This window comes from Shinella sp. WSC3-e, from assembly GCF_945994535.1.
Classification (GTDB): domain Bacteria; phylum Pseudomonadota; class Alphaproteobacteria; order Rhizobiales; family Rhizobiaceae; genus Shinella; species Shinella yambaruensis.
The window spans coordinates 3,292,083-3,311,137 of the sequence record NZ_OZ000530.1; the positions used below are offsets into that span (position 1 = coordinate 3,292,083).

The window sequence follows — 19,055 nt, forward strand, 5'->3', positions numbered from 1 at the left end:
GGGGCCGGCCAGCACTCACTCGGCCGGCTGGACCATCCGGGTGAGGCTGTCGCTACGCTCGCGGCCGGGCACGAGCACCGCCCAGATGAACATCAGCGCCGAGACGAGCACGACGACGCCCGAGCCGAGGCGCACCCAGTAGAACAGCGCGAGCTGGTCCTGGACGTCCATGAAGCCCTCGCCGAGCACGCGCTGCAGGTGGACCTGCACGACGCCGGCGAAGGTCAGCGCGAAGGTCATCACCGACATGGCCGTGCACATGATCCAGAAGCTGGCGATGGAGAGCCACTGGTTGAACGGCGCGCGGCCACGGATTTCCGGGATCGCATAGGCCATCATGGCAAGGTTCAGCATCACATAGGCGCCGAAGAAGGCGAGGTGCCCATGCGCGGCGGTGACCTGCGTGCCGTGGGTATAGTAGTTGACCGACGACAGCGTGTGCAGGAAGCCCCAGACGCCGGCGCCGAAGAAGGCCATGACCGAGCAGCCGATCGACCAGAGGAGCGCCGCCTTGTTCGGATGGTTGCGGCCGGCCTTCCAGGTCATGACGAAGGTGAAGATGACCATGGTGAAGAAGGGCGCCACTTCCAGCGTCGAGAACAATGAGCCGATCCACTGCCAGTAGCCCGGCGCACCGATCCAGTAATAGTGGTGGCCCGTGCCGAGGATGCCCGAGAAGAGCGCGAGGCCGACGATGACATAGAGCCACTTTTCCACGACCTCGCGGTCGATGCCGTTGAGCTTGATCATCAGGAAGGCGAGCACCGAGGCCATGATCAGTTCCCAGACGCCCTCGACCCACAGGTGGATGACATACCACCAGTACATCTTGTCGAGCGCCAGGTTGACCGGGTTGTAGAAGGCGAAGAGGAAGAAGAGCGCGAGGCCCCACAGGCCGAAGAGCAGGATGTTGATGACCGTGGTCTTGCGGCCCTTCAGCGCGGTCATGGTGATGTTGAAGAGGAACATCAGGACGACGACGACGATGCCGACCTTGGCGATGAAGGTCTGCTCAAGGAATTCGCGGCCCTCATGGATGCGGAACATGTAGCCGACCACCGTCAGGCCCGCCGCCACGAAGAACATCCAGAACTGCAGGACGGCGAGTTTAGGACTGTAAAGCTCCGTCTCGGTCTCCTCCGGGATCATGTAGTAGGTGGCGCCCATGAAGCCCATGAGCAGCCAGACGACGAGCGCATTGGTGTGGATCATGCGCACGATGTTGAAGGGCAGCAGCTCGGAGAGCACGTTCGGCAGCACGTAGATCGTGCCGGCGAGGACGCCGAAAGCCACCTGGGCGAGGAAGAGGCCGAGCGCGCCGTAGAAATACAGCATGGCGACCTTTTGCGTTTGATATTTCATCTCTTGTCTCCTGAACGCCGGGAGCAATTCCAGTAAAAGTGCGACGCGGTTTTGCGTCCGGAATTGCGTAAGAACGGAAAGGCTTCAGCCGGCATCGTTCGGCGGCCAGTTCTGGGTGTTGATCCTGCTCGTCCATTCGAGGAAATCGGCGAGATCGTTGAGTTCCTGTTCGGTGAGGTTGAACTGCGGCATCTGCCGCCGGCCCTCCGCGCCGCTCGGCTGCGCCGCCATCCAGGCCTTGAAGGCCTCGCGCGCGCCTTCCGGGTCGTCTGCCCCGCCATAGCGCTTCCACACATTGCCGAGCTCGGGCGCGAAATAGGCGCCTTCGCCCAGCAGCGTGTGGCAGTTGATACAGGCGTTCTTCTCCCAGACATGCTTGCCGCGCGCGACGCTGTCGGTCAGCGTCGTCTCGTCGGTGGCGGTCGTGCGCATGTAGTAATGGGAATGGGCGGTCAGCCCGACGAAGATCGTGAAGAAGAAGATGGACCCGCCATAGAAGACGTTGCGGGCCCCGGTCTTGGTAAGGCGCTCTGCCATCCCATGGTCCTTTCCCTTGCCGGAAACTCCATGGCTCCGGCGAAAAACCCCCGCCGACTTTCTGCCGGCGATCCCCTCGCCGGCACTGCGGGACGTCCTTGTTCTAGCGGGAGGGAAAAAGCCTTCTTTGCGCATTGGCAAAGAGCGGGGCGGTTCGTCAGCCGAAGAGCGCGGCGAGGACCGAGCGGGCGAGCGCCAGCGACAGGAGCAGCGCCGGCCAGGCAAGCAGGGCCGGCCGCAGCGCGCTGCGGCTCGCGCGCAATTCCATGAAATCGAGGATGACGAAACGACCCTTGGCATAGGCCATGATCAGCACCGCGGCGATCGGCACCAGCAGCCCGCCGCTGAGCCCGCCGACGAGGGCGCCGCCGACGGCGAGCGTCAGCAGCATGGCAAGGGTGGCGATGAACTGTTCGCGGGCCTGTCGGGTCATGGCGGTCTCAGGTGAGGTAGACGATCGGGAACATCACGAGCCAGACGAGGTCGATCGCATGCCAGAGCGTCGCGATCATCACGGCATTGCTGCGCGACGGGCGCCAGGCGACGAGGAAGAGGATGGCAGCGCCGAAGACGACGTGCAGCAGGTGGAAGCCGGTGACGAGGAAATAGAGTTCGGCAAGCGTGCCTGCCCCGCCGATGCCGGAGCGGACCTCCATCCCGTATTCGGCGAGTTTCACCGCCGCGAAGGCAAGGCCGAGAAGGCCCGCAAGGACGAGGGAGCGGCGAACGCCCGAAAGATCCGCCCCGCGGCGAACCGCCAGCGCCGCCTGCCAGCCGCTGAGGACGAGAAGGATCGTATTGAGCGCGGCAAGGCCGGGATGGAGATGCGCGCGCAGGAACGACGCATTTTCGACGTCCACCAGCGTCATCACCATGAAGGCGACGAGCAGCGCGCCGAAGGCCAAAAGTTCGCTCCACACCAGGATCCAGAGAAGAAGGCAATCGCCCTCCCCGCTCTCCGCCTTCGCAACCGCCGTGCGCATATCGTCCATCGTCGCCATGGCCCAGCCCTAGCCCATGAAGCCGCGGGCTTCTTTGCGCCGGCGCAAAGAGCGGCGCTGCCCAACGCGGCATGATGGCGGCAACGGAAAGGACCTTCCCATGACGGATGCACAGTTCGGTCTCCTCATCGCCGCTCCGGTTATCGCCGGTTTCGCCCTGATGCTCTACCGCATGGGCGTGCTGCAGGGCGCGGGAACGCTGTCCGCCGTCAGCGCCTCGGTGGTCATCGCCGCCGTGCTCTTCTTCGGCCAGTAGGAGGCGGCGATGGACGATGCGAGCCTCGACGCCGCCGATATCGACCGGCTGGAAACGCTTCACCAGGCCCTGCTCGATCTCTGCCTGCGCCTCGAGGAGACGGCAAGCGAGCCGGGCACCGCCGGCGAGCTGCGCGCGCTCGCCGACGCCATTCCGCCCGCCCTCAAGGCGGTGCACGAGCTGGAGGAGCGCCTGCTCTTTCCGGATTTCGACCGGCATGCCGGCTCCTGCTTCGCCGCCCTGGCGATCGAGCGCCTGAAGGCAGAGCACCGCTGCGACCGGCTCGCCGCCGAGGAGCTTTCGCTGACGCTGAAGGCCGTCGCCGACGGTCGCTGCGGGCTTTCGCCCGAGACGGTGTCGCGCATGATAAGCGGCTTCCAGGAAAGCCTGCGCCGCCATGTCTTTTCCGAACAGATGATCCTGGAGACGCTCATCGCCGCCAAGGCGGAGGGGCGCGATGTCTTCGCCTGACCGCCCTCAGTCCCGTCCTATCGCCGCGTTCCGCCCGCGCGACACCCAGGCCGCGCCCTCCTGCCGGTGCAGGAAGCCGTTGGAGAAGCGCACGCCGGGATAGACCTTCACCAGGTCCGCGATCGCCTCCTCGCCGTCGATCCTGCCGTTGAGCACCCCGCGGTAGAGGTTTGCCACCTTCACCATGTCGCAATCCTGCGGGGAGAGCCGCACGCGCGACAGGCCCGCTTCGACGAGCGGCGCAAGATCATCGACGAGCACGACGCAACTGTTCGACAGGGTCTGCACACCGTTCAGCACGAGGAAGGACTGACGGTCGAGCGTGCGCAGCGGCAGGCCGTCCGGCTCCTCGCCGCAGACGAACTGGCAATTGTCCTTGGTCAGCCCCTTGGAGCGCGCATGGGCGCAGCGCGCGGAAATGGCGAGCGGCATGCGGCCGAAGGCGAAGACCTCGAAGGAGAAATCCGGCATGGCCTCCAGCATCTGCCGGATGGAGCCGGCCGGCAGCTCCGGCGGCAGACAGATGTTCTCGGCACCGCGGGCGGCAAGCGTGCGGGCCGTCGCCGCATTGTAGACATTGACCAGCGGGCCGATCGAATGCGGCCGGCCCTTGAGGAGGCCGAGCGCGGAGAGGTCGTTCGCCTCCACCGTATGCAGGCTGTCGGCGATCAGATCGCGCACATGCCGGCTTTCGCGCGGCAGCGTGACCATGGCGAGCGTGGAGAGCGTCACGCGCTTGCCCGCTGCCTCCAGCCGCTCGACGACCTCGGCGACATGCGGCTCGCTGAAATGCTGGCGCTTGGAACAGACCGTTTCCCCGAGCGTGACATGCTCGACCGCCGCCTCGTCGGCGATGCGGAAATAGAAGTCCCGCCATTTCGGCCCGTCCCAGAGGAAATAGATCGGGCCGAGGCTCAGCGCCGGTTTGCCTGTCGTCGCCATCACCGTCTCCTATCGCCAGCGTTTGTCATAGGCACCCGTCGTCGTGCGCTGGCCCTCGCTCATCGCGCGCAGCCGGGCGACGAGCGCGGCACGCTCGCCGGGCGAAGCGACGAGCGCCTTCTTGAGCGACGACACCACCTCGGCGACATAGGCCTTGCCGCGCTGGCGCCCCTCGATCTTCAGCGCCGAGACGCCGGCCGCGCGCAGCGCGTCGATCTCGTCGATGACGTCGAGCGAGACGGGATCCTCGAAGGCGTAGCCCTCGACGTCGCCGATCTCGAAGCGCCCCTTGCAGAGCGTCGGATAGCCGGAGGCCTCGCCGGGGCCGAAGCGGTTGATCGTGTAGGCACCGAGCTCGGAGACGAGGTCCGCACCGTCCTGCCGGTAGCGTACATGGCTCGCCGGCGAGCAGACGCCGTTCATGTTGGGCGACTTGCCCGTTGCATAGGAGGAGAGCGAGCAGCGTCCCTCCGCCATGACGCAGAGCCCGCCGAAGGCGAAGACCTCGACCTCGCAGTCGATCTGCCGCGTCAGCCGGGCGATGTCCTGCACGGTCAGGACGCGCGGCAGCACGACGCGTTTTGCCCCGAAGGCCTCGACGAGGAAGCGGATCGCCTCCGGGTTCGAGGCGGAAGCCTGGACCGAGACATGCAGCCGCTGCTGCGGGAATTTTTCCGCGACATAGGCCATCAGGCCGAAATCGGCGAGGATCAGCGCATCGGCGCCCATCGCCACCGCGTCGTCGGCAGCCGAATACCACAGCGCCTCGTCGCCCGCCCGCATGAAGGTGTTGAGCGCGACGAAGGTCTGCACCTTCTTGCGACGGGCAAGCGCGATCGACTGGCGCAGTTCCTCACGGCTGAAGTTGAGGCCCGGGAAGTTGCGGGCATTGGTCTCGTCGCGAAAGCCGCAATAGACGGCATCGGCACCGGCCTCCACCGCCTCGCGGAAGGCGGCGGGGGTGCCGGCGGGGCAGATCAGTTCCATGTCGCATCCCTTCCTTCGAGCGCCTTGCCGCGGATGTAGCGCGCCGTGCCGGCGATGAGCGGCGAGAGCGGACCGGCCAGCGCGCCGAGCTCGCGCGGCAGGTCGATGGCGCTGTCGTCGAGCGCGTTGCGCAGCGCCAGCATCGCCTCCATGTCGCCGGTGACCGAGAGGTCGCGCGAGAAGAACAGCGCATCGGCATCGCAGCGGCCTTCGAGCAGGCCGAGAAGCAGCACCATTGGCCCCTCAATCCGCGCATCGACAGGGGGCGCCGCGCCGCGCGAGACGGTGAGCGCCTTCATGGCCGGCACGACGGTGAAATGCAGCGGCAGATCGACGGGCGAGAAGCCGTAGCGGGTGCGGCGATAATCGCCGAGCCGCTCAAAAAGCTCGGGATGGGCCTTCAGCACGCCGGAAAAGAGGGTGCGCGCCACCCGCTCCACCAGCCAGAGGGGCGCGAGATCGACCGGTTTTGCAAGGAGCGGGGGAAGCATGCGGCTGGCCTTCGGCAGAAACGAATACCCGGACCCTAGGGAGCCTTGCTCCGCGGGAATTTGCGCCAGGTCAAAGACCACAACATTTTTCCCCTGCAAGGGTGCCGCATGAAAGCCGATACTCCCGTTCCGCGCCGTTTCGAGAGCCTTCAGGATTTCGTCGCCCTGTTGGAGCGGCGGGAAAGGCTGGTGCGCATCCGCGAGCCCGTCTCGCTGGTGCACGAGGCGACAGAAATCCACCGCCGCGTACTGGCGGCGGAAGGGCCGGCGCTGCTCTTCGAGCGGCCGGTCGATGCGGAGGGACGCATCCAGCCGATCCCGCTGCTTACCAATCTCTTCGGCACGCGCGAGCGCATCGAATGGGGTTTCGGCCTTGCCGCCGGCGGCCTGCCGCGCCTTGCCGCCTTCCTCGCGGACCTGCGCGACCCGCAGCCGCCGCGCTCGCTGCGCGACGCCTGGCAGAAGCTGCCCCACTTGAAAGCCGCGCTCTCGATGAACCCGCGCACGGTCCGCCGCGCCCCCTGCCAGGCGATCGTCTGGCAGGGCGAGGAGGCCGATCTCGACCGCCTGCCGATCCAGACCTGCTGGCCGGGCGAGCCCGCCCCGCTCGTCACCTGGCCGCTCGTCATCACCCGGGCGCCGGACGATCCGGCAGACATCAATGTCGGCATCTACCGCATGCAGAAGCTCGGCAAGGACCGGCTCATCATGCGCTGGCTCGCCCATCGCGGCGGGGCGCGCCACCATCGCCTCTGGCAGGCGGCCGGGCGCGACATGCCCGTCGCGGTCGTCATCGGTGCCGATCCGGCGACGATCCTTGCCGCCGTCATGCCGCTGCCCGACGGCATGAGCGAACTCAGCTTTGCCGGTGTGCTGAACGGCCGGCGACAGGAGACGGCCTGTGGCCTCACCGTGCCGCTGCCTATCCCCGCCAGCGCGGAAATCGTGCTGGAAGGCACGGTCTCGGCCAGCGAGACGGCGGACGAAGGACCCTATGGCGACCACACCGGCTATTACAATGCCGTCGAGCCCTTCCCGGTCATGATGCTCTCGGCGATCACCCTGCGGAAGGACCCGCTCTACCTCTCCACCTATACCGGCCGGCCGCCGGACGAGCCGTCGAGGCTGGGGGAGGCGATGAACGAACTCTTCGTGCCGCTGGTGAAGCGCCAGTTCCCGGAGATCCTCGACCTGTGGCTGCCGCCCGAAGCCTGCTCCTACCGTGCCATGGTGGTTTCCATCGACAAGCGCTATCCCGGCCAAGCGCGGCGGGTGATGATGGGTCTCTGGTCCATGCTGCCGCAGTTCAGCTACACCAAGCTGATCATCGCCGTCGACGGCGACATCGACGTGAAAAGCTGGCCGGACGTGATCTGGGCGCTCTCCACCCGCTTCGATGCCAGCCGCGACCTGATGCTCGTGGAAAACACGCCGATCGACTATCTCGACTTCGCTTCCCCGAAATCCGGCCTCGGCGGCAAGCTCGGACTGGATGCGACACGGAAGATCGACACGGAGAGCGAGCGGGAATGGGGACGGGTCCTCGCCATGACGCCCGACGTCGTCGCCAAGGTGGACGGTCTCTGGGCCTCCCTCGGCCTTTCGGAGCCGTTCGCATGAAGACCGAACGGGTGATCGTCGGCATCACGGGCGCTTCCGGTGCGGCGCTGGCCGTACGCATCGTCGAACGCCTTGCCGCGCTCGGCGATATCGAAATCCATCTCGTGGTCTCCGATGCCGCGCGCCGCACGCTGAACCTCGAATGCGGCGCGGACGCGCTGGAACGCCTGTTGCCGCTCGTCCACCGCCATCATCCGACAGGCGATATCGGCGCATCGGTCGCCAGCGGCTCGTTTCCCGTCCGCGGCATGATTGTCGCGCCCTGCTCCATGCAGACGCTCTCGGCCATCGCCACCGGCCGGACCGACACGCTGATCGGCCGCGCCGCCGATGTGCAACTGAAGGAACGCCGCCGACTCGTCCTTCTGGCGCGCGAGACACCGCTCCATCTCGGCCATCTGCGCAACATGTGTGCCGTCACGGAGATGGGCGCGATCGTCATGCCCCCGGTGCCGGCCTTCTACCATCGCCCACAATCCGTGGCCGACATCGTCGACCACCTCGCCGCCCGTGCCATCGATCTCCTGGCAATGCCGCACCCGTCCCTTGCCAAGCCCTGGGAGGGGGCCGGATAGCTGGAAAACGAAACCTGGCCGCTCGAAGGAGCGGCCCGGATTTCAAAAATGCCTTAGCCGATGCTCATCAGGCTGGCATTGCCGCCGGCGGCGGCCGTATTGATGGAGGTCGAGACCTCTTCGAGCAGCCAGTTGAGGCAATAGGCATCCGCCCCCGCCCGGATTTCCGCCGTGGTGGCGGCCTGCGTCAGGACGAGCGGGCCGGGCAGCGCGGCGATACGGCGGGCGGCCTCGACCACCCTGTCCCCATCCCCTTCGACGAGCGCCCCCGCATAGGGACCATCCGCCGCCCAATCGGACGACCAGGAGATCAGCGCCGCAAGGCTCGCCGGAAGGCCGGCAAGCGCGGGCTGGAGACCGGAGGCAGCATCGATCACCGCCCTGTTGCCGGTGGCGAACACCGCGCCGAGCTGGGCGAGCAACCCCTCTTCCGTCGCCGGGGCGAGGAGAATCCGGCCGCGCGGATGAAGCGCATAAAGATTCTTTTCGCCGACGGGGCCGGGAAGCTCGATGTCCAGCCCGAGCGCCGAATTGCTGCCGAGATCGCGGACCTGATCGGAAAGCCCGGCCTTACCCTTGCCGCGCAGCCACTGGGCGAAATCGAGCACCGCCGGCTGGATATGCACGGAGCTGTGTTGTGGGGGAACCGGCGGAACCTGCACGAGGCGGCCGATATAGAGCGGGCCGCCGGCCTTGGGCCCGGTGCCCGAGAGCCCCCGGCCGCCGAACGGCTGCACGCCGACGATGGCGCCGATGATGTTGCGGTTGACGTAGATATTGCCCGCCTTCACGCGGCTGGTGACATGGGCGATCGTCTCGTCGAGGCGCGTGTGTAGGCCGAAGGTGAGGCCATAGCCCGTCGCATTGATATCGTCGATCAGGCGGTCGACATCCTCGCGCTTGTAGCGGATGACATGCAGGACCGGACCGAACACTTCGCGCTCCAGGTCGGCAAGCGACTGCAGCTCGATGATGGTGGGCGAAACGAAGGTGCCGCGGGCAGCTTCCGCGGGCAGCGCCACCTGCTCGATCTTGCGGCCACGCGCGCGCATCTTCTCGATATGCGCCTCGATCGTCTGCTTCGCCTCCGCGGTGATGACCGGGCCGGTGTCGACATTGAGCTTGTCGGTGCGGCCGATCGTGAGTTCGGCAAGCGCGCCCTTCAGCATGGTGAGCGTGCGGTCGGCGACGTCCTCCTGCAGGCACAGCACGCGCAGCGCCGAGCAGCGCTGGCCGGCGCTGTCGAAGGCGGACGCGATGACATCGAACACCACCTGTTCGGCAAGCGCCGAGGAATCGACGATCATCGCGTTCTGCCCGCCGGTCTCGGCGATCAGCGGGATCGGCTTGCCGGCCGGCGAGAGACGGCCGGAGAGTTCCTTCTGGATGAGGCGAGCGACTTCCGTCGAGCCGGTGAACATGACGCCCGCCGTTTCCGGTGCGCCGACAAGGGCGGCGCCGACGCGGCCGTCGCCGGGCAGCAGTTGCAGCGCGCCGGCCGGAATGCCGGCTTCATGCAGGATGCGTACGGCCTCGGCGGCGATCAGCGGCGTTTCCTCCGCCGGTTTCGCAAGCACCGGGTTCCCGGCGACGAGCGCGGCCGCGATCTGGCCGGTGAAGATCGCCAGCGGGAAGTTCCACGGGCTGATGCAGACGATCGGGCCGAGCGGCGCATGGCCGGCGCCGAGCGTACGCCGCGCCTGTTCGGCATAGTAGCGCAGGAAGTCGATCGCCTCGCGCACTTCGGCAATGGCGTTGGCGGCGGATTTGCCCGCCTCGCGGATGGCAAGGCCGATCAGCGTCGCGATCTCGGCCTGCATCAGGTCGGCGGCGCGGTCGAGCCGGTCGCCGCGCTCGCGCGGCGGCACGGCGGCCCAGGCCGGGGCCGCTTCGAGCGCAAGCCTCGCAGCCTTCGCGACGCCCGCATCCGTCGTCTCGACGACGGTGCCGACCATATCCCTGTGATCGGCCGGATTGAGCACCGGCCGCCGCTCGCCCTCGCTGGAGCCATCGGCGATCCTGGGCGCGGCCTGCCATTCGACGGCCGCGGTCTTCGCAAGGTCCTGCGCAAGCTTCGCCAGCACCGCCTCGTTGGAAAGGTCGAGGCCGGCGGAGTTCAGGCGGCCCTTGCCGTAGAGTTCCGCGGGAAGCGCGATCTTGTCATGCTTGCCGCCCGGCACCGGCATGGCGCGTACCACGGCGGCCGGATCGGCAATGAGCTCGTCGACCGAAATAGCGGGATCGGCGATGCGGTTGACGAAGGAGGAGTTCGCACCGTTTTCCAGCAGGCGGCGGACGAGATAGGCCAGCAGCGTCTCATGCGTGCCGACCGGCGCATAGATGCGGCACGGACGGTTCAGCTTCTCCTCGCCGACGACCTCGTCGTAAAGCGGCTCGCCCATGCCGTGCAGGCACTGGAACTCGTAGTCGCCGACGCGGAAATCCGGGCCTGCGAGCTGGTAGATCGTGGCGAGCGACTGGGCGTTGTGCGTGGCGAACTGCGGGAAGACCACATCCTTCGCCGCTAGCAGTTTCCGGGCGCAGGCGATGTAGGAGACATCCGTGTGAATCTTGCGCGTGAAGACGGGGAACTCTTCCAGCCCGTCGAGCTGCGCGCGCTTGATCTCGGCGTCCCAATAGGCGCCCTTGACGAGGCGTACCATGATGCGCCGGTTGGAGCGGCGGGCAAGGTCGATGATGAAATCGAGCACGGAGGGGCAGCGCTTGCCATAGGCCTGCACCACGAAGCCGACGCCGTCCCAGCCCGCAAGGGCCGGATCGTGGCAAAGCTCTTCCAGAAGATCGAGCGACAGTTCCAGCCGGTCGGCCTCCTCGGCATCGATGTTGAGGCCGATATTGTAGGACTTCGCGATGGCCGCGAGCGCCTTCACCTTCGGCAGCAGTTCGCCCATCACCCGTTCGGCCTGGGCGCGCACGTAGCGCGGATGCAGCGCGGACAGCTTGATCGAGATGCCGGGACCTTCATAGATGCCGCGGCCGGCCGAGGCCTTGCCGATGGCGTGGATGGCGTTCTCGTAGTCGCGATAATAGCGCTCCGCGTCCGCGGCCGTCGTCGCCGCCTCGCCGAGCATGTCGTAGGAATAGCGGAAGCCCTTACGCTCCAGGGCGCACGAATTGCGCAGCGCCTCGTCGATCGTCTCGCCGGTGACGAACTGCTCGCCCATCATGCGCATGGCCATGTCGACGCCGCGGCGGATGACCGGCTCGCCGCAGCGGGCGATGAGACGCGTGAGGGCGGCGGAAAGGCCGCGGTCGTTGACGGTGGAGGTCAGCTTGCCCGTGACCACGAGGCCCCAGGTGGCGGCATTGACGAAGAGCGAGCGGCCGCCCCCCATATGCGACTTCCAGTCGCCTTCCGAAATCTTGTCGCGGATCAGCGCGTCGCGCGTGGCATTGTCTGGAATGCGCAGCAGCGCCTCGGCAAGGCACATCAGCGCGACGCCCTCCTGGCTGGAGAGCGAATATTCATGCACCAGCCCCTCGACGCCCGAGCCCTTGTGCTTGGCGCGCAGCGCGACGATCAGCGTGCGTGCCGTCTCGCGGATGCGCGCTGCGACATCGGCCGGCAGTGTGGCCTTTTCGAGCAGCGGCCGGACCGCGTCCTCTTCCGGCGTGCGGTAGGCGGCGGTGATGCGCTGGCGCAGCTCGCCCTGCGGCCGGATCGGCGGCGCGAAGTCAGCGAAAGCGGAGATTTTTTGTTCGTTTGCAGACTGGACCATTTCCATCACCATCTCGGGTTCGGCCACTGGATGCGAGGAGAGGATACACCGCTTGCCGATGCATTCCAGCCTCATGGCACTGGCGCGGAACATAGTCGATTGCCGTGCGACTTTCTCACCATTATATGCGTATAGGCAGGAGCTATCTCCATATATTGGCGCTTTAGGTGAGACAAATGTCCAAGACAAAGCCGTTTCCTGGCGAAATCGACGCGATCGACCGCAAGATCCTCGATCTTCTCGTTGAAAATGCTCGGATTTCCATCACCGAAATGTCCGAAATCGTCGGGCTTTCGAAGACGCCCTGCACGCTGCGCCTGCAGCGCCTGATCAGCGACGGCTATATCGACGGCTTCCGCGCCGTGCTCAACCCGAAGAAGCTCGGGCTCGACCATGTCGCCTTCGCCGAGGTGAAGCTTTCGGACACCAAGGAGGCGGCGCTCAACGCCTTCAACAGCGCGGTGCGCAAGATCAAGGAGGTCGAGGAGTGCCACATGATCGCCGGCCGTTTCGACTACCTGATCAAGATCCGCACCGCCGATATCCGCCGCTACCGGGAGGTGCTGGGGGAGAAGATCTCCAGCCTGCCGAACGTCGCCAGCACCTCGACCTCCGTCGCCATGGAATCCATCAAGGAAGGCGGGCGCTGAACCCGGTCAGCCGTTTCGGCGGAAGCCTTCGCTGGCCGTGAGCAGGCTGCGCGTATAGTCCTGCGTCACCCGGTGTGCCGCAAGGTCGACGGAAGCGAGTTGCTCCACCGCCTGGCCATGCTGCATGACCATCAGCCGGTCGCACATATGGGTGACGACGGCAAGGTCATGGCTGACCATGACGAAGGTAAGCTTGCGCGCCGCGCGCACCTGTTCGAGCAGGTTCAGCACCTCGGCCTGCACCGAGGCATCGAGCGCGGAGGTCGGCTCGTCGAGCAGCAGGATGGAGGGTTCGAGGATCAGCGCCCGGGCGATCGCCACGCGCTGGCGCTGGCCGCCCGAGAGCTGGTGCGAATAGCGGAAGCGGAAGCTCGCGCCGAGCCCCACCTCATCCAGCGCCCGCACGATGCGGCTTTCCGAATCGTCGAAGCCGTGGATGGCGAGCGGTTCCAGCAGCAGCCGGTCGACCGTCTGGCGCGGGTGCAGCGATCCATAGGGATCCTGGAACACCATCTGCACCTGTCGATAGAAGGCCTTGTCACGCTTGTCTCCGAGCGTCTTGCCGTCAACGACAATCGTGCCGGCGGAAACCGGCGCGAGCCCGGCGACCGCCCGCAGCAGCGTCGACTTGCCGGAGCCGGATTCCCCGACCAGCCCGAAGGATTCGCCCGGTTCCACCGTAAGGCTGACATCCTGAAGGGCCACGAAATCGTCGAAGACGACGCCGAGGCCGTCGATGGCGAGAGCCGCCGTCATAGTGCCCACTCCGGCTTACGGTCGAGGACGGGCAGGGGATGCCGGTCGACCCCGATCTTCGGCATGCAGTTGAGCAGGCCCCGCGTATAGGGATGCTCGGCCTCGGAAAGCCGGGAGGCCGGCAGTTCCTCGACGATGCGCCCGGCATACATGACGATGACCCGGTCGCAGAAGGACGACACGAGCCTGAGGTCGTGCGAGATGAAGATCAACCCCATGCCGCGGTCGGCCACCAGCCGATGGAGGATGCCGAGCACGTCGAGCTGCACGGTCACGTCGAGCGCCGAGGTCGGCTCGTCGGCGATCAACAGTTCCGGGCCGGCCACCAGCATCATGGCGATCATGGCGCGCTGGCCCATGCCCCCCGAGACCTCGTGCGGATAGAGGTCGAAGACGCGCTCCGGGTCGCGGATCTGCACGGCGGCCAGCATGTCGAGCGCCCGCCTGCGCGCCTCCGCCCTGCCGACCGGCTCGTGCGTGCGCAGCGTCTCGATGATCTGGCGGCCGATGCTCATGACCGGGTTGAGCGAATATTTCGGATCCTGCAGGATCATGGCGATGCGCTTGCCGCGCAACGCGCGCCGCTCGGCCTTCGACGTCCCGGTGAGGTCGATGCCGTTGAACTCCAGCTTCTCCGCCGAGATGCGGCCATGCTCCGGCGTCAGGCCCATGATGGCGCGGCCGGTCTGCGACTTGCCCGAGCCGCTTTCGCCGACGATGCCCAGCCGCTCACGGCCGAGCGTGAAGGAAACGCCGCGCACCGCCTCCACCATGCCGGTGCGGGTGGGGAAGGAGACGCGCAGGTCCTTGACGTCGAGAAGTGCGCTCATTGGCTGCTCCCGCGCGGATCCAGCGCATCGCGCAGGCCGTCGCCCAGAAGGTTGAAGCCGAGGCTGACGACGAGGATGGCGAAACCCGGCATGGCGGCCACCCACCACTGGTCGAGGATGAAGCGGCGGCCGGAGGCGATCATCGCGCCCCATTCCGGCAGCGGCGGCTGCGCGCCGAGGCCGAGGAAGCCGAGGCCGGCCGCTGTGAGGATGATGCCCGCCATGTCGAGCGTCACGCGCACGATGAGCGAGGAGATGCAGAGCGGCATGATATGGCGCAGCACGATGCGCCAGGGCGAGGCGCCCATCAGCCGCACGGCCGAGATATAATCGGAATTGCGCACCGTCAGCGTCTCGGCGCGGGCAATGCGCGCATAGGGCGGCCAGGAGGTGATGGCGATGGCGATGATGGCATTGCCGATGCCGGGCCCGAGCGCCGCGACGAAGGCGAGCGCCAGCACGAGCTTCGGGAAGGCGAGGAAGATGTCGGTGATGCGCATCAGCACCGCATCCACCCAGCCGCCGGCATAACCGGCGACCGTGCCGACCAAAAGGCCGAGCGGCGCGGCGATGATGGCGACCAGCACCACGACCTGGAGCGTCAGGCGCGAGCCGTAGATGAGGCGCGAGAGGATGTCGCGGCCCTGGTCGTCCGTGCCGAGCCAATGGGCGGCATCCGGCGGCAGCAGGCGGGATTTGGCGAGATCGCCGACATAGGGCGAATACGGCGCCAGCAGCGGCGCGAAGATCGCGAGCACGATCAGCCCGAGGATGATCAGCATGCCGATGACGGCGAGCCGGTTGGCGGCAAACCGCCGCCAGGTGACATAGGCGCGGCCGAGCCGGGCCTGCAGGCGCGATTGCGGCCGGTCGGTCAGAAGCCATTCGCGGCGGGTCATGGCGGTTTCGCTCATCGTGTCCTCGTCCGCGGGTCGAGCATGCGGTAAAGCACGTCGGATAACAGGTTGATGGCGATGAAGACGGAACCGATGACGATGGTGCCGCCGAGAACCGCGTTCATGTCAGCATTCTGCAGCGAATTGGTGATGTAGAGGCCAAGGCCCGGCCAGGCGAAGACGGTCTCCGTCAACACCGAGCCTTCCAGCAGGCCGGCATAGGAGAGCGCGATCACCGTGACGAGCGGCACGGCCGCATTGCGCAGCGCATGGCCCCAGATGATGCGGGTTTCCGACAGGCCCTTGGCGCGCGCCGCAACGATATATTCCTGGCCGAGCTCGTTCAGCATGAAGGACCGCGTCATGCGGCTGATATAGGCGAGCGAGAAATAGCCGAGCAGCGAGCCCGGCAGCACGATGTGCGAGACAATGTCGCGGAAGGCCGCCCAGTCGCGATTGAGGATCGCGTCGAGCAGGAAGAAGCCGGTGATCGGCGTGAAGGTATATTCGAACACCACGTCGATGCGGCCGGGACCGGACGTCCAGCCGAGGCGGGCATAGAACACGAGAAGGGCGAGGAGGCCGAGCCAGAAGATCGGCACCGAATAGCCGACGAGGCCGACGATGCGCACGATCTGGTCGGCAAGGCTGCCGCGCCGGACGGCCGCGAGCACCCCGAGCGGGATGCCGAAGGCGGCGCCGATGACCGTGCCGACGGTGGCAAGCTCCATGGTCGCCGGAAAGACGCGGCGGATATCGGTCATCACCGGATTGGTGGTGAGCACCGATGTGCCGAAATCGCCCTGCAGCACGCCTTTCACATAGAGGAAGAACTGCTGGTAATAGGGCAGGTTGAAGCCCATTTCCTGCCGCACGCGCTCGACGACATGGGACGGCGCGCGGTCGCCGACGATCGCCAGAACCGGATCGATCGGCACGACGCGACCGATGAAGAAGGTCACGGCGAGAAGACCGAGATAAGTGGTGGCGACGACCACGACGAAGCCGGCGATCGCTTTGAGGGTCGCGAAGGCGCGCCTGTTGGCGCGCCTTGCCGGCATCCGTCTTTCAGCAGTGCTCAAGGGACCGGTCCTTCAGACTTAGTCCTTGGTCACGGGCGCAAGGAAGTTCGTATCGAAGTTCGGTCCGAGCTTGTAGTTCTTGACGTTACCGCGCATGCCGGCCACTTCGGTCTGCTGGAAGATCATGACGAAGGGGCTCGTGTCCAGCGCCTGCTGCTGCAGCTTCTTGTACATCTCGGCGCGCTTGTCGTTGTCACGCTCCAGAAGCGCCGCTTTCACCTCTCCCGTCAGCTCGGGGATGTCCCAGGCATTGCGCCAGGCCAGGGTCTTGACCGAGGCCTCGTCGCCATTGTCGGGGTTCGAGGTGAAGGCTTCCGCGTTCGAGTTCGGATCCCAGTAGTCCATGCCCCACTGGCCGATATACATATCGTGGTTGCGGGCGCGGTACTTGGTCAGCGTCTGCTTACCATCGCCGGGAATGATCTCGACCTTGACGCCGGCCTGGCCGGCGGTCTGCTGGAAGGATTCGGCAATCCCGGTCACGGGCTGCGTGTTGCGCACATCGAAGGTGACGGAGAAGCCGTCCTTCAGGCCCGCCTTTTCCAGCAGCTCCTTCGCCTTGGCAACGTCGAACGTATAGGGGCTCGCATCGAGCGCGCCGAGCACGCCCTTGGCCTGGTAGGTCTGGCGGATCTCGCCGATGCCCTTGATCAGCGTGGCGCCGATCGCGTCGTAGTCGACGAGATATTTGAGCGCCTCGCGCACTTCCGGCTTGGCAAGGTTCTCGTTCTTCTGGTTGAGGCTGATGTAATAGACCGTGCCCTTCGCCGCGCTGGTGGTGGCGAGATCGGCGTTCTTGGAAACCGCCTCGAAATCACCCGGCTCGAGATTGCGCGCGACGTCGATGTCGCCGGCCTCGAGCATCAGGCGCTGGGTCGCGCTTTCCTTGACATGGCGGTAGATGACGCGGGTGAGCGCCGGCTTCTCGCCGTAATAGTTGTCATTGCGCTCCATCACGAGGATTTCGTTGGCGCGCCAGTCGCGGATCTTGAACGGGCCGGAGCCGGCATAGTTGGTCTTCATCCACCCATAGCCGAAATCCGTGTCGTACTTGTATTCGTCGCTCGGCGTCCTGGCTTCGGCGTGCTCCATGACGAGCTTCTTGTCGAGCACGGCGCCCACGGTCGCGGTAAGGCAGTTGAGCACGAAGCTCGGCGCATAGGCCTTGTCGACGGTGAAGACGAACGTGCCCTCGTCCACGGCCTTAGCCTTTTCGGTGACATTGTCGCCGTTAAGGCCGAACTGGGTGAGGATGAAGGCCGGGCTCTTGTCGAGCTTGACGACGCGCTCGAAGGACCAGGCGACGTCCTCGGCGGTGACGGGGTTGCCGGAGGCGAACTTGATGCCCGGCTTCAGCTTGAACGTATAGGTCAGGCCGTCCTCGGACACTTCCCAGCTCTCGGCGATGCCGCCCTTGACCTTGGTCGTGTCGTCGATATCGAGACGCACCAGCATGTCGTAGCCGTTGCCGAGGAATTCGGCCGGGCTCAGCTCGAAGGATTCGGCCGGGTCGAGCGTGATTGTGTCGTCGATCGCCCAGGCCTGCACCAGCGTGTCGGCCGGCGTCTCGGCAAAGGCCGGCGCCATGCCGCCGGATGCAAGCAACAAAGAGAAGGCCGCGCCGGCCAGCAGCGGACGAACGCGTACGGTGATGGTTTCCCTGTTCATTCCAGTTCCCCGTTTTGCACGATTTTCCTTCGGTATCCGATGCACACGCGTGCACCGAATGCCATTCCTAAAATTCAATCACGATATCGACGGCAAAGACAATCCCCCTTCGGGGCCATACAGCAGAAAACAGCGGCGCCACTCCTGCGGGAGCGGCCGGAACGACGATTGCCGAGCAATATGAAAGCCCTTGCTAACGGACACTGCCCGACATCGCGGGCATCAAGCTGCCGAAAGGCGCAACCATTCCGCGCATCCCTGAAGCGCCGTGCGATCATCGAGAAGCAGGTGGACGGGAAAGCTTTCCATGAAATCCGCCTGGCGGCCCTTGGCGCGGAAGGCGTCGAGGAACGTGGGGTCCTTGGAGAGGGAACGCGCAAAGGCGCGCGAGACACCGCCGGAAAGGTAGACGCCGGAAAAGGGCAGATAGGCGAGCGCCAGATCGCCGCACACCCGCCCGAGCAGGCGCATGAACATGTGCCCGGCCTGCTCGCAATCCCTGTCCGCCCGCGTGACCGCAAGGCGCGACACGTCCGCAGCCGTCGCAACGCTGGGCACCCGGCCGGCCTCGGCGCATTGCCATTGATAGATCTCGAAGAGGCCGCGGCCCGACAGGGCGCGCTCCACCGACGCCCGTCCGCGCCCTACCGAAAGCGCGCCCTGCAACGAGAATTCCGCCTCGCCGGCGAGCGGCAGCGTCATGTGCCCGCATTCCGCCGCCACGACATGGGGCGCCCCGCCGAAGCGGGAGGGACACCAGGCCGAGGCGTTGAAGCCCGTGCCCGCGCCGAGCACCAGCCGCGGCCCCGGCCGGCCATGCGCCCTGCCCGGCGTCAGGCGTTGCGTCTTGAGCTTTTCCACCTGCCCCATCGCATAGCCGAGCGCCTCGAAATCGTTGATGAAATCGACCCTGCCCGCACCGGAGGCCGCCGCCACGCGGTCGCGGGCGATGGTCCAGTCCCGGTTCGTCAGCGTGGCGCCTTCGGCCGTCGCCACGGCCGCAAGGGCGATGCAGACGCTGTCGACGCGCTGCGTGCCGCGCTCGTGTAGGAACGTCGCGGCCACGGCATAGAAATCCTCGAAATCGTCATTGGAATAGCTGCCCGTGCTCCCGGAGAGCAGGATACCGTCGCGGACAAGGCCGAGGCGGGTATTGGTTCCACCGATATCGCAGGCCAGTGCAAGCATGGA

19 protein-coding genes are annotated in these 19,055 nt (G+C 66.3%); 5 read left to right on the forward strand and 14 right to left on the reverse strand.

Features of this window, described 5'->3' with window-relative positions:
• Nucleotides 1-15: 15 nt before the first annotated feature.
• The 4 genes from AABF56_RS16300 to AABF56_RS16315 all read right to left on the reverse strand — a co-directional run bounded on the left by AABF56_RS16300 (nucleotide 16) and on the right by AABF56_RS16315 (nucleotide 2,891).
• Nucleotides 16-1,362 (reverse strand): nitric-oxide reductase large subunit, encoded by a 1,347-nt coding sequence (locus AABF56_RS16300; protein WP_272806733.1) that lies wholly within the window; start codon nucleotides 1,360-1,362, stop codon nucleotides 16-18.
• A gap of 84 nt (nucleotides 1,363-1,446) precedes the next feature.
• Entirely contained in the window at nucleotides 1,447-1,899 is a 453-nt protein-coding gene (locus tag AABF56_RS16305) for a c-type cytochrome (RefSeq protein WP_244769797.1), read from the reverse strand.
• A 157-nt stretch (nucleotides 1,900-2,056) separates the two neighbouring features.
• Entirely contained in the window at nucleotides 2,057-2,332 is a 276-nt protein-coding gene (locus tag AABF56_RS16310) for a cytochrome C oxidase subunit IV family protein (RefSeq protein ID WP_272806734.1), read from the reverse strand.
• A gap of 7 nt (nucleotides 2,333-2,339) precedes the next feature.
• Nucleotides 2,340-2,891: a cytochrome c oxidase subunit 3 gene (locus AABF56_RS16315; RefSeq protein WP_272807524.1), complete on the reverse strand. Its 552-nt coding sequence runs from the start codon at nucleotides 2,889-2,891 to the stop codon at nucleotides 2,340-2,342.
• A gap of 109 nt (nucleotides 2,892-3,000) precedes the next feature.
• Between AABF56_RS16315 and AABF56_RS16320 the strand changes: the two genes are divergently transcribed.
• Both AABF56_RS16320 and AABF56_RS16325 read left to right on the forward strand, forming a co-directional pair.
• A complete protein-coding gene (locus AABF56_RS16320; protein ID WP_023514989.1) occupies nucleotides 3,001-3,156 on the forward strand; it encodes a hypothetical protein in 156 nt (51 codons plus the stop codon).
• 9 nt (nucleotides 3,157-3,165) lie between these two features.
• Nucleotides 3,166-3,627 carry a hemerythrin domain-containing protein gene (locus AABF56_RS16325; protein ID WP_272806735.1) on the forward strand — a complete coding sequence of 154 codons (462 nt, stop codon included), beginning with the start codon at nucleotides 3,166-3,168 and terminating at the stop codon, nucleotides 3,625-3,627.
• Between the two features lie 6 nt (nucleotides 3,628-3,633).
• Here AABF56_RS16325 and ubiV read toward each other — a convergent pair whose 3' ends face one another.
• The 3 genes from ubiV to ubiT are packed head-to-tail and all read right to left on the reverse strand — an operon-like array spanning nucleotide 3,634 to nucleotide 6,047.
• A complete protein-coding gene (gene ubiV, locus AABF56_RS16330) occupies nucleotides 3,634-4,569 on the reverse strand; it encodes a ubiquinone anaerobic biosynthesis protein UbiV (RefSeq protein ID WP_272806736.1) in 936 nt (311 codons plus the stop codon).
• Nucleotides 4,570-4,578: 9 nt separating this feature from the next.
• Complete coding sequence (gene ubiU, locus AABF56_RS16335; protein ID WP_272806737.1) at nucleotides 4,579-5,556, reverse strand: ubiquinone anaerobic biosynthesis protein UbiU; 978 nt, start codon at nucleotides 5,554-5,556, stop codon at nucleotides 4,579-4,581.
• Entirely contained in the window at nucleotides 5,547-6,047 is a 501-nt protein-coding gene (gene ubiT / locus AABF56_RS16340; protein ID WP_272806738.1) for a ubiquinone anaerobic biosynthesis accessory factor UbiT, read from the reverse strand. Before ubiT ends, ubiU begins: the two co-directional genes overlap by 10 nt.
• 108 nt (nucleotides 6,048-6,155) lie before the next feature.
• Between ubiT and AABF56_RS16345 the strand changes: the two genes are divergently transcribed.
• Nucleotides 6,156-7,667, forward strand: a complete 1,512-nt coding sequence (locus AABF56_RS16345; RefSeq protein ID WP_272806739.1) for a UbiD family decarboxylase — start codon at nucleotides 6,156-6,158, stop codon at nucleotides 7,665-7,667.
• Nucleotides 7,664-8,242 (forward strand): UbiX family flavin prenyltransferase, encoded by a 579-nt coding sequence (locus tag AABF56_RS16350; RefSeq protein ID WP_272806740.1) that lies wholly within the window; start codon nucleotides 7,664-7,666, stop codon nucleotides 8,240-8,242. The genes AABF56_RS16345 and AABF56_RS16350 overlap by 4 nt, the downstream gene beginning before the upstream one ends.
• 53 nt (nucleotides 8,243-8,295) lie before the next feature.
• On the opposite strand, the gene putA is transcribed toward AABF56_RS16350, so the two are convergent.
• Nucleotides 8,296-11,982: a trifunctional transcriptional regulator/proline dehydrogenase/L-glutamate gamma-semialdehyde dehydrogenase gene (gene putA, locus AABF56_RS16355; RefSeq protein WP_272806741.1), complete on the reverse strand. Its 3,687-nt coding sequence runs from the start codon at nucleotides 11,980-11,982 to the stop codon at nucleotides 8,296-8,298.
• Between the two features lie 176 nt (nucleotides 11,983-12,158).
• On the opposite strand from putA, the gene AABF56_RS16360 reads away from it, so the two are divergent.
• Nucleotides 12,159-12,632, forward strand: coding sequence for an Lrp/AsnC family transcriptional regulator (locus AABF56_RS16360; RefSeq protein WP_272806742.1), 474 nt, complete (start codon nucleotides 12,159-12,161; stop codon nucleotides 12,630-12,632).
• Between the two features lie 6 nt (nucleotides 12,633-12,638).
• On the opposite strand, the gene AABF56_RS16365 is transcribed toward AABF56_RS16360, so the two are convergent.
• The 6 genes from AABF56_RS16365 to AABF56_RS16390 form a co-directional block, all read right to left on the reverse strand.
• Nucleotides 12,639-13,388, reverse strand: a complete 750-nt coding sequence (locus AABF56_RS16365; protein WP_272806743.1) for an ABC transporter ATP-binding protein — start codon at nucleotides 13,386-13,388, stop codon at nucleotides 12,639-12,641.
• A complete protein-coding gene (locus tag AABF56_RS16370; protein WP_272806744.1) occupies nucleotides 13,385-14,218 on the reverse strand; it encodes an ABC transporter ATP-binding protein in 834 nt (277 codons plus the stop codon). Before AABF56_RS16370 ends, AABF56_RS16365 begins: the two co-directional genes overlap by 4 nt.
• A complete protein-coding gene (gene nikC, locus AABF56_RS16375) occupies nucleotides 14,215-15,132 on the reverse strand; it encodes a nickel transporter permease (RefSeq protein ID WP_244769785.1) in 918 nt (305 codons plus the stop codon). Before nikC ends, AABF56_RS16370 begins: the two co-directional genes overlap by 4 nt.
• Complete coding sequence (locus AABF56_RS16380; RefSeq protein WP_272807525.1) at nucleotides 15,129-16,175, reverse strand: ABC transporter permease; 1,047 nt, start codon at nucleotides 16,173-16,175, stop codon at nucleotides 15,129-15,131. Before AABF56_RS16380 ends, nikC begins: the two co-directional genes overlap by 4 nt.
• Nucleotides 16,176-16,214: 39 nt before the next feature.
• Complete coding sequence (locus AABF56_RS16385; protein WP_244769783.1) at nucleotides 16,215-17,864, reverse strand: ABC transporter substrate-binding protein; 1,650 nt, start codon at nucleotides 17,862-17,864, stop codon at nucleotides 16,215-16,217.
• A gap of 222 nt (nucleotides 17,865-18,086) precedes the next feature.
• Complete coding sequence (locus AABF56_RS16390) at nucleotides 18,087-19,052, reverse strand: glucokinase (RefSeq protein WP_272806745.1); 966 nt, start codon at nucleotides 19,050-19,052, stop codon at nucleotides 18,087-18,089.
• Between the last annotated feature and the right edge of the window lie 3 nt (nucleotides 19,053-19,055).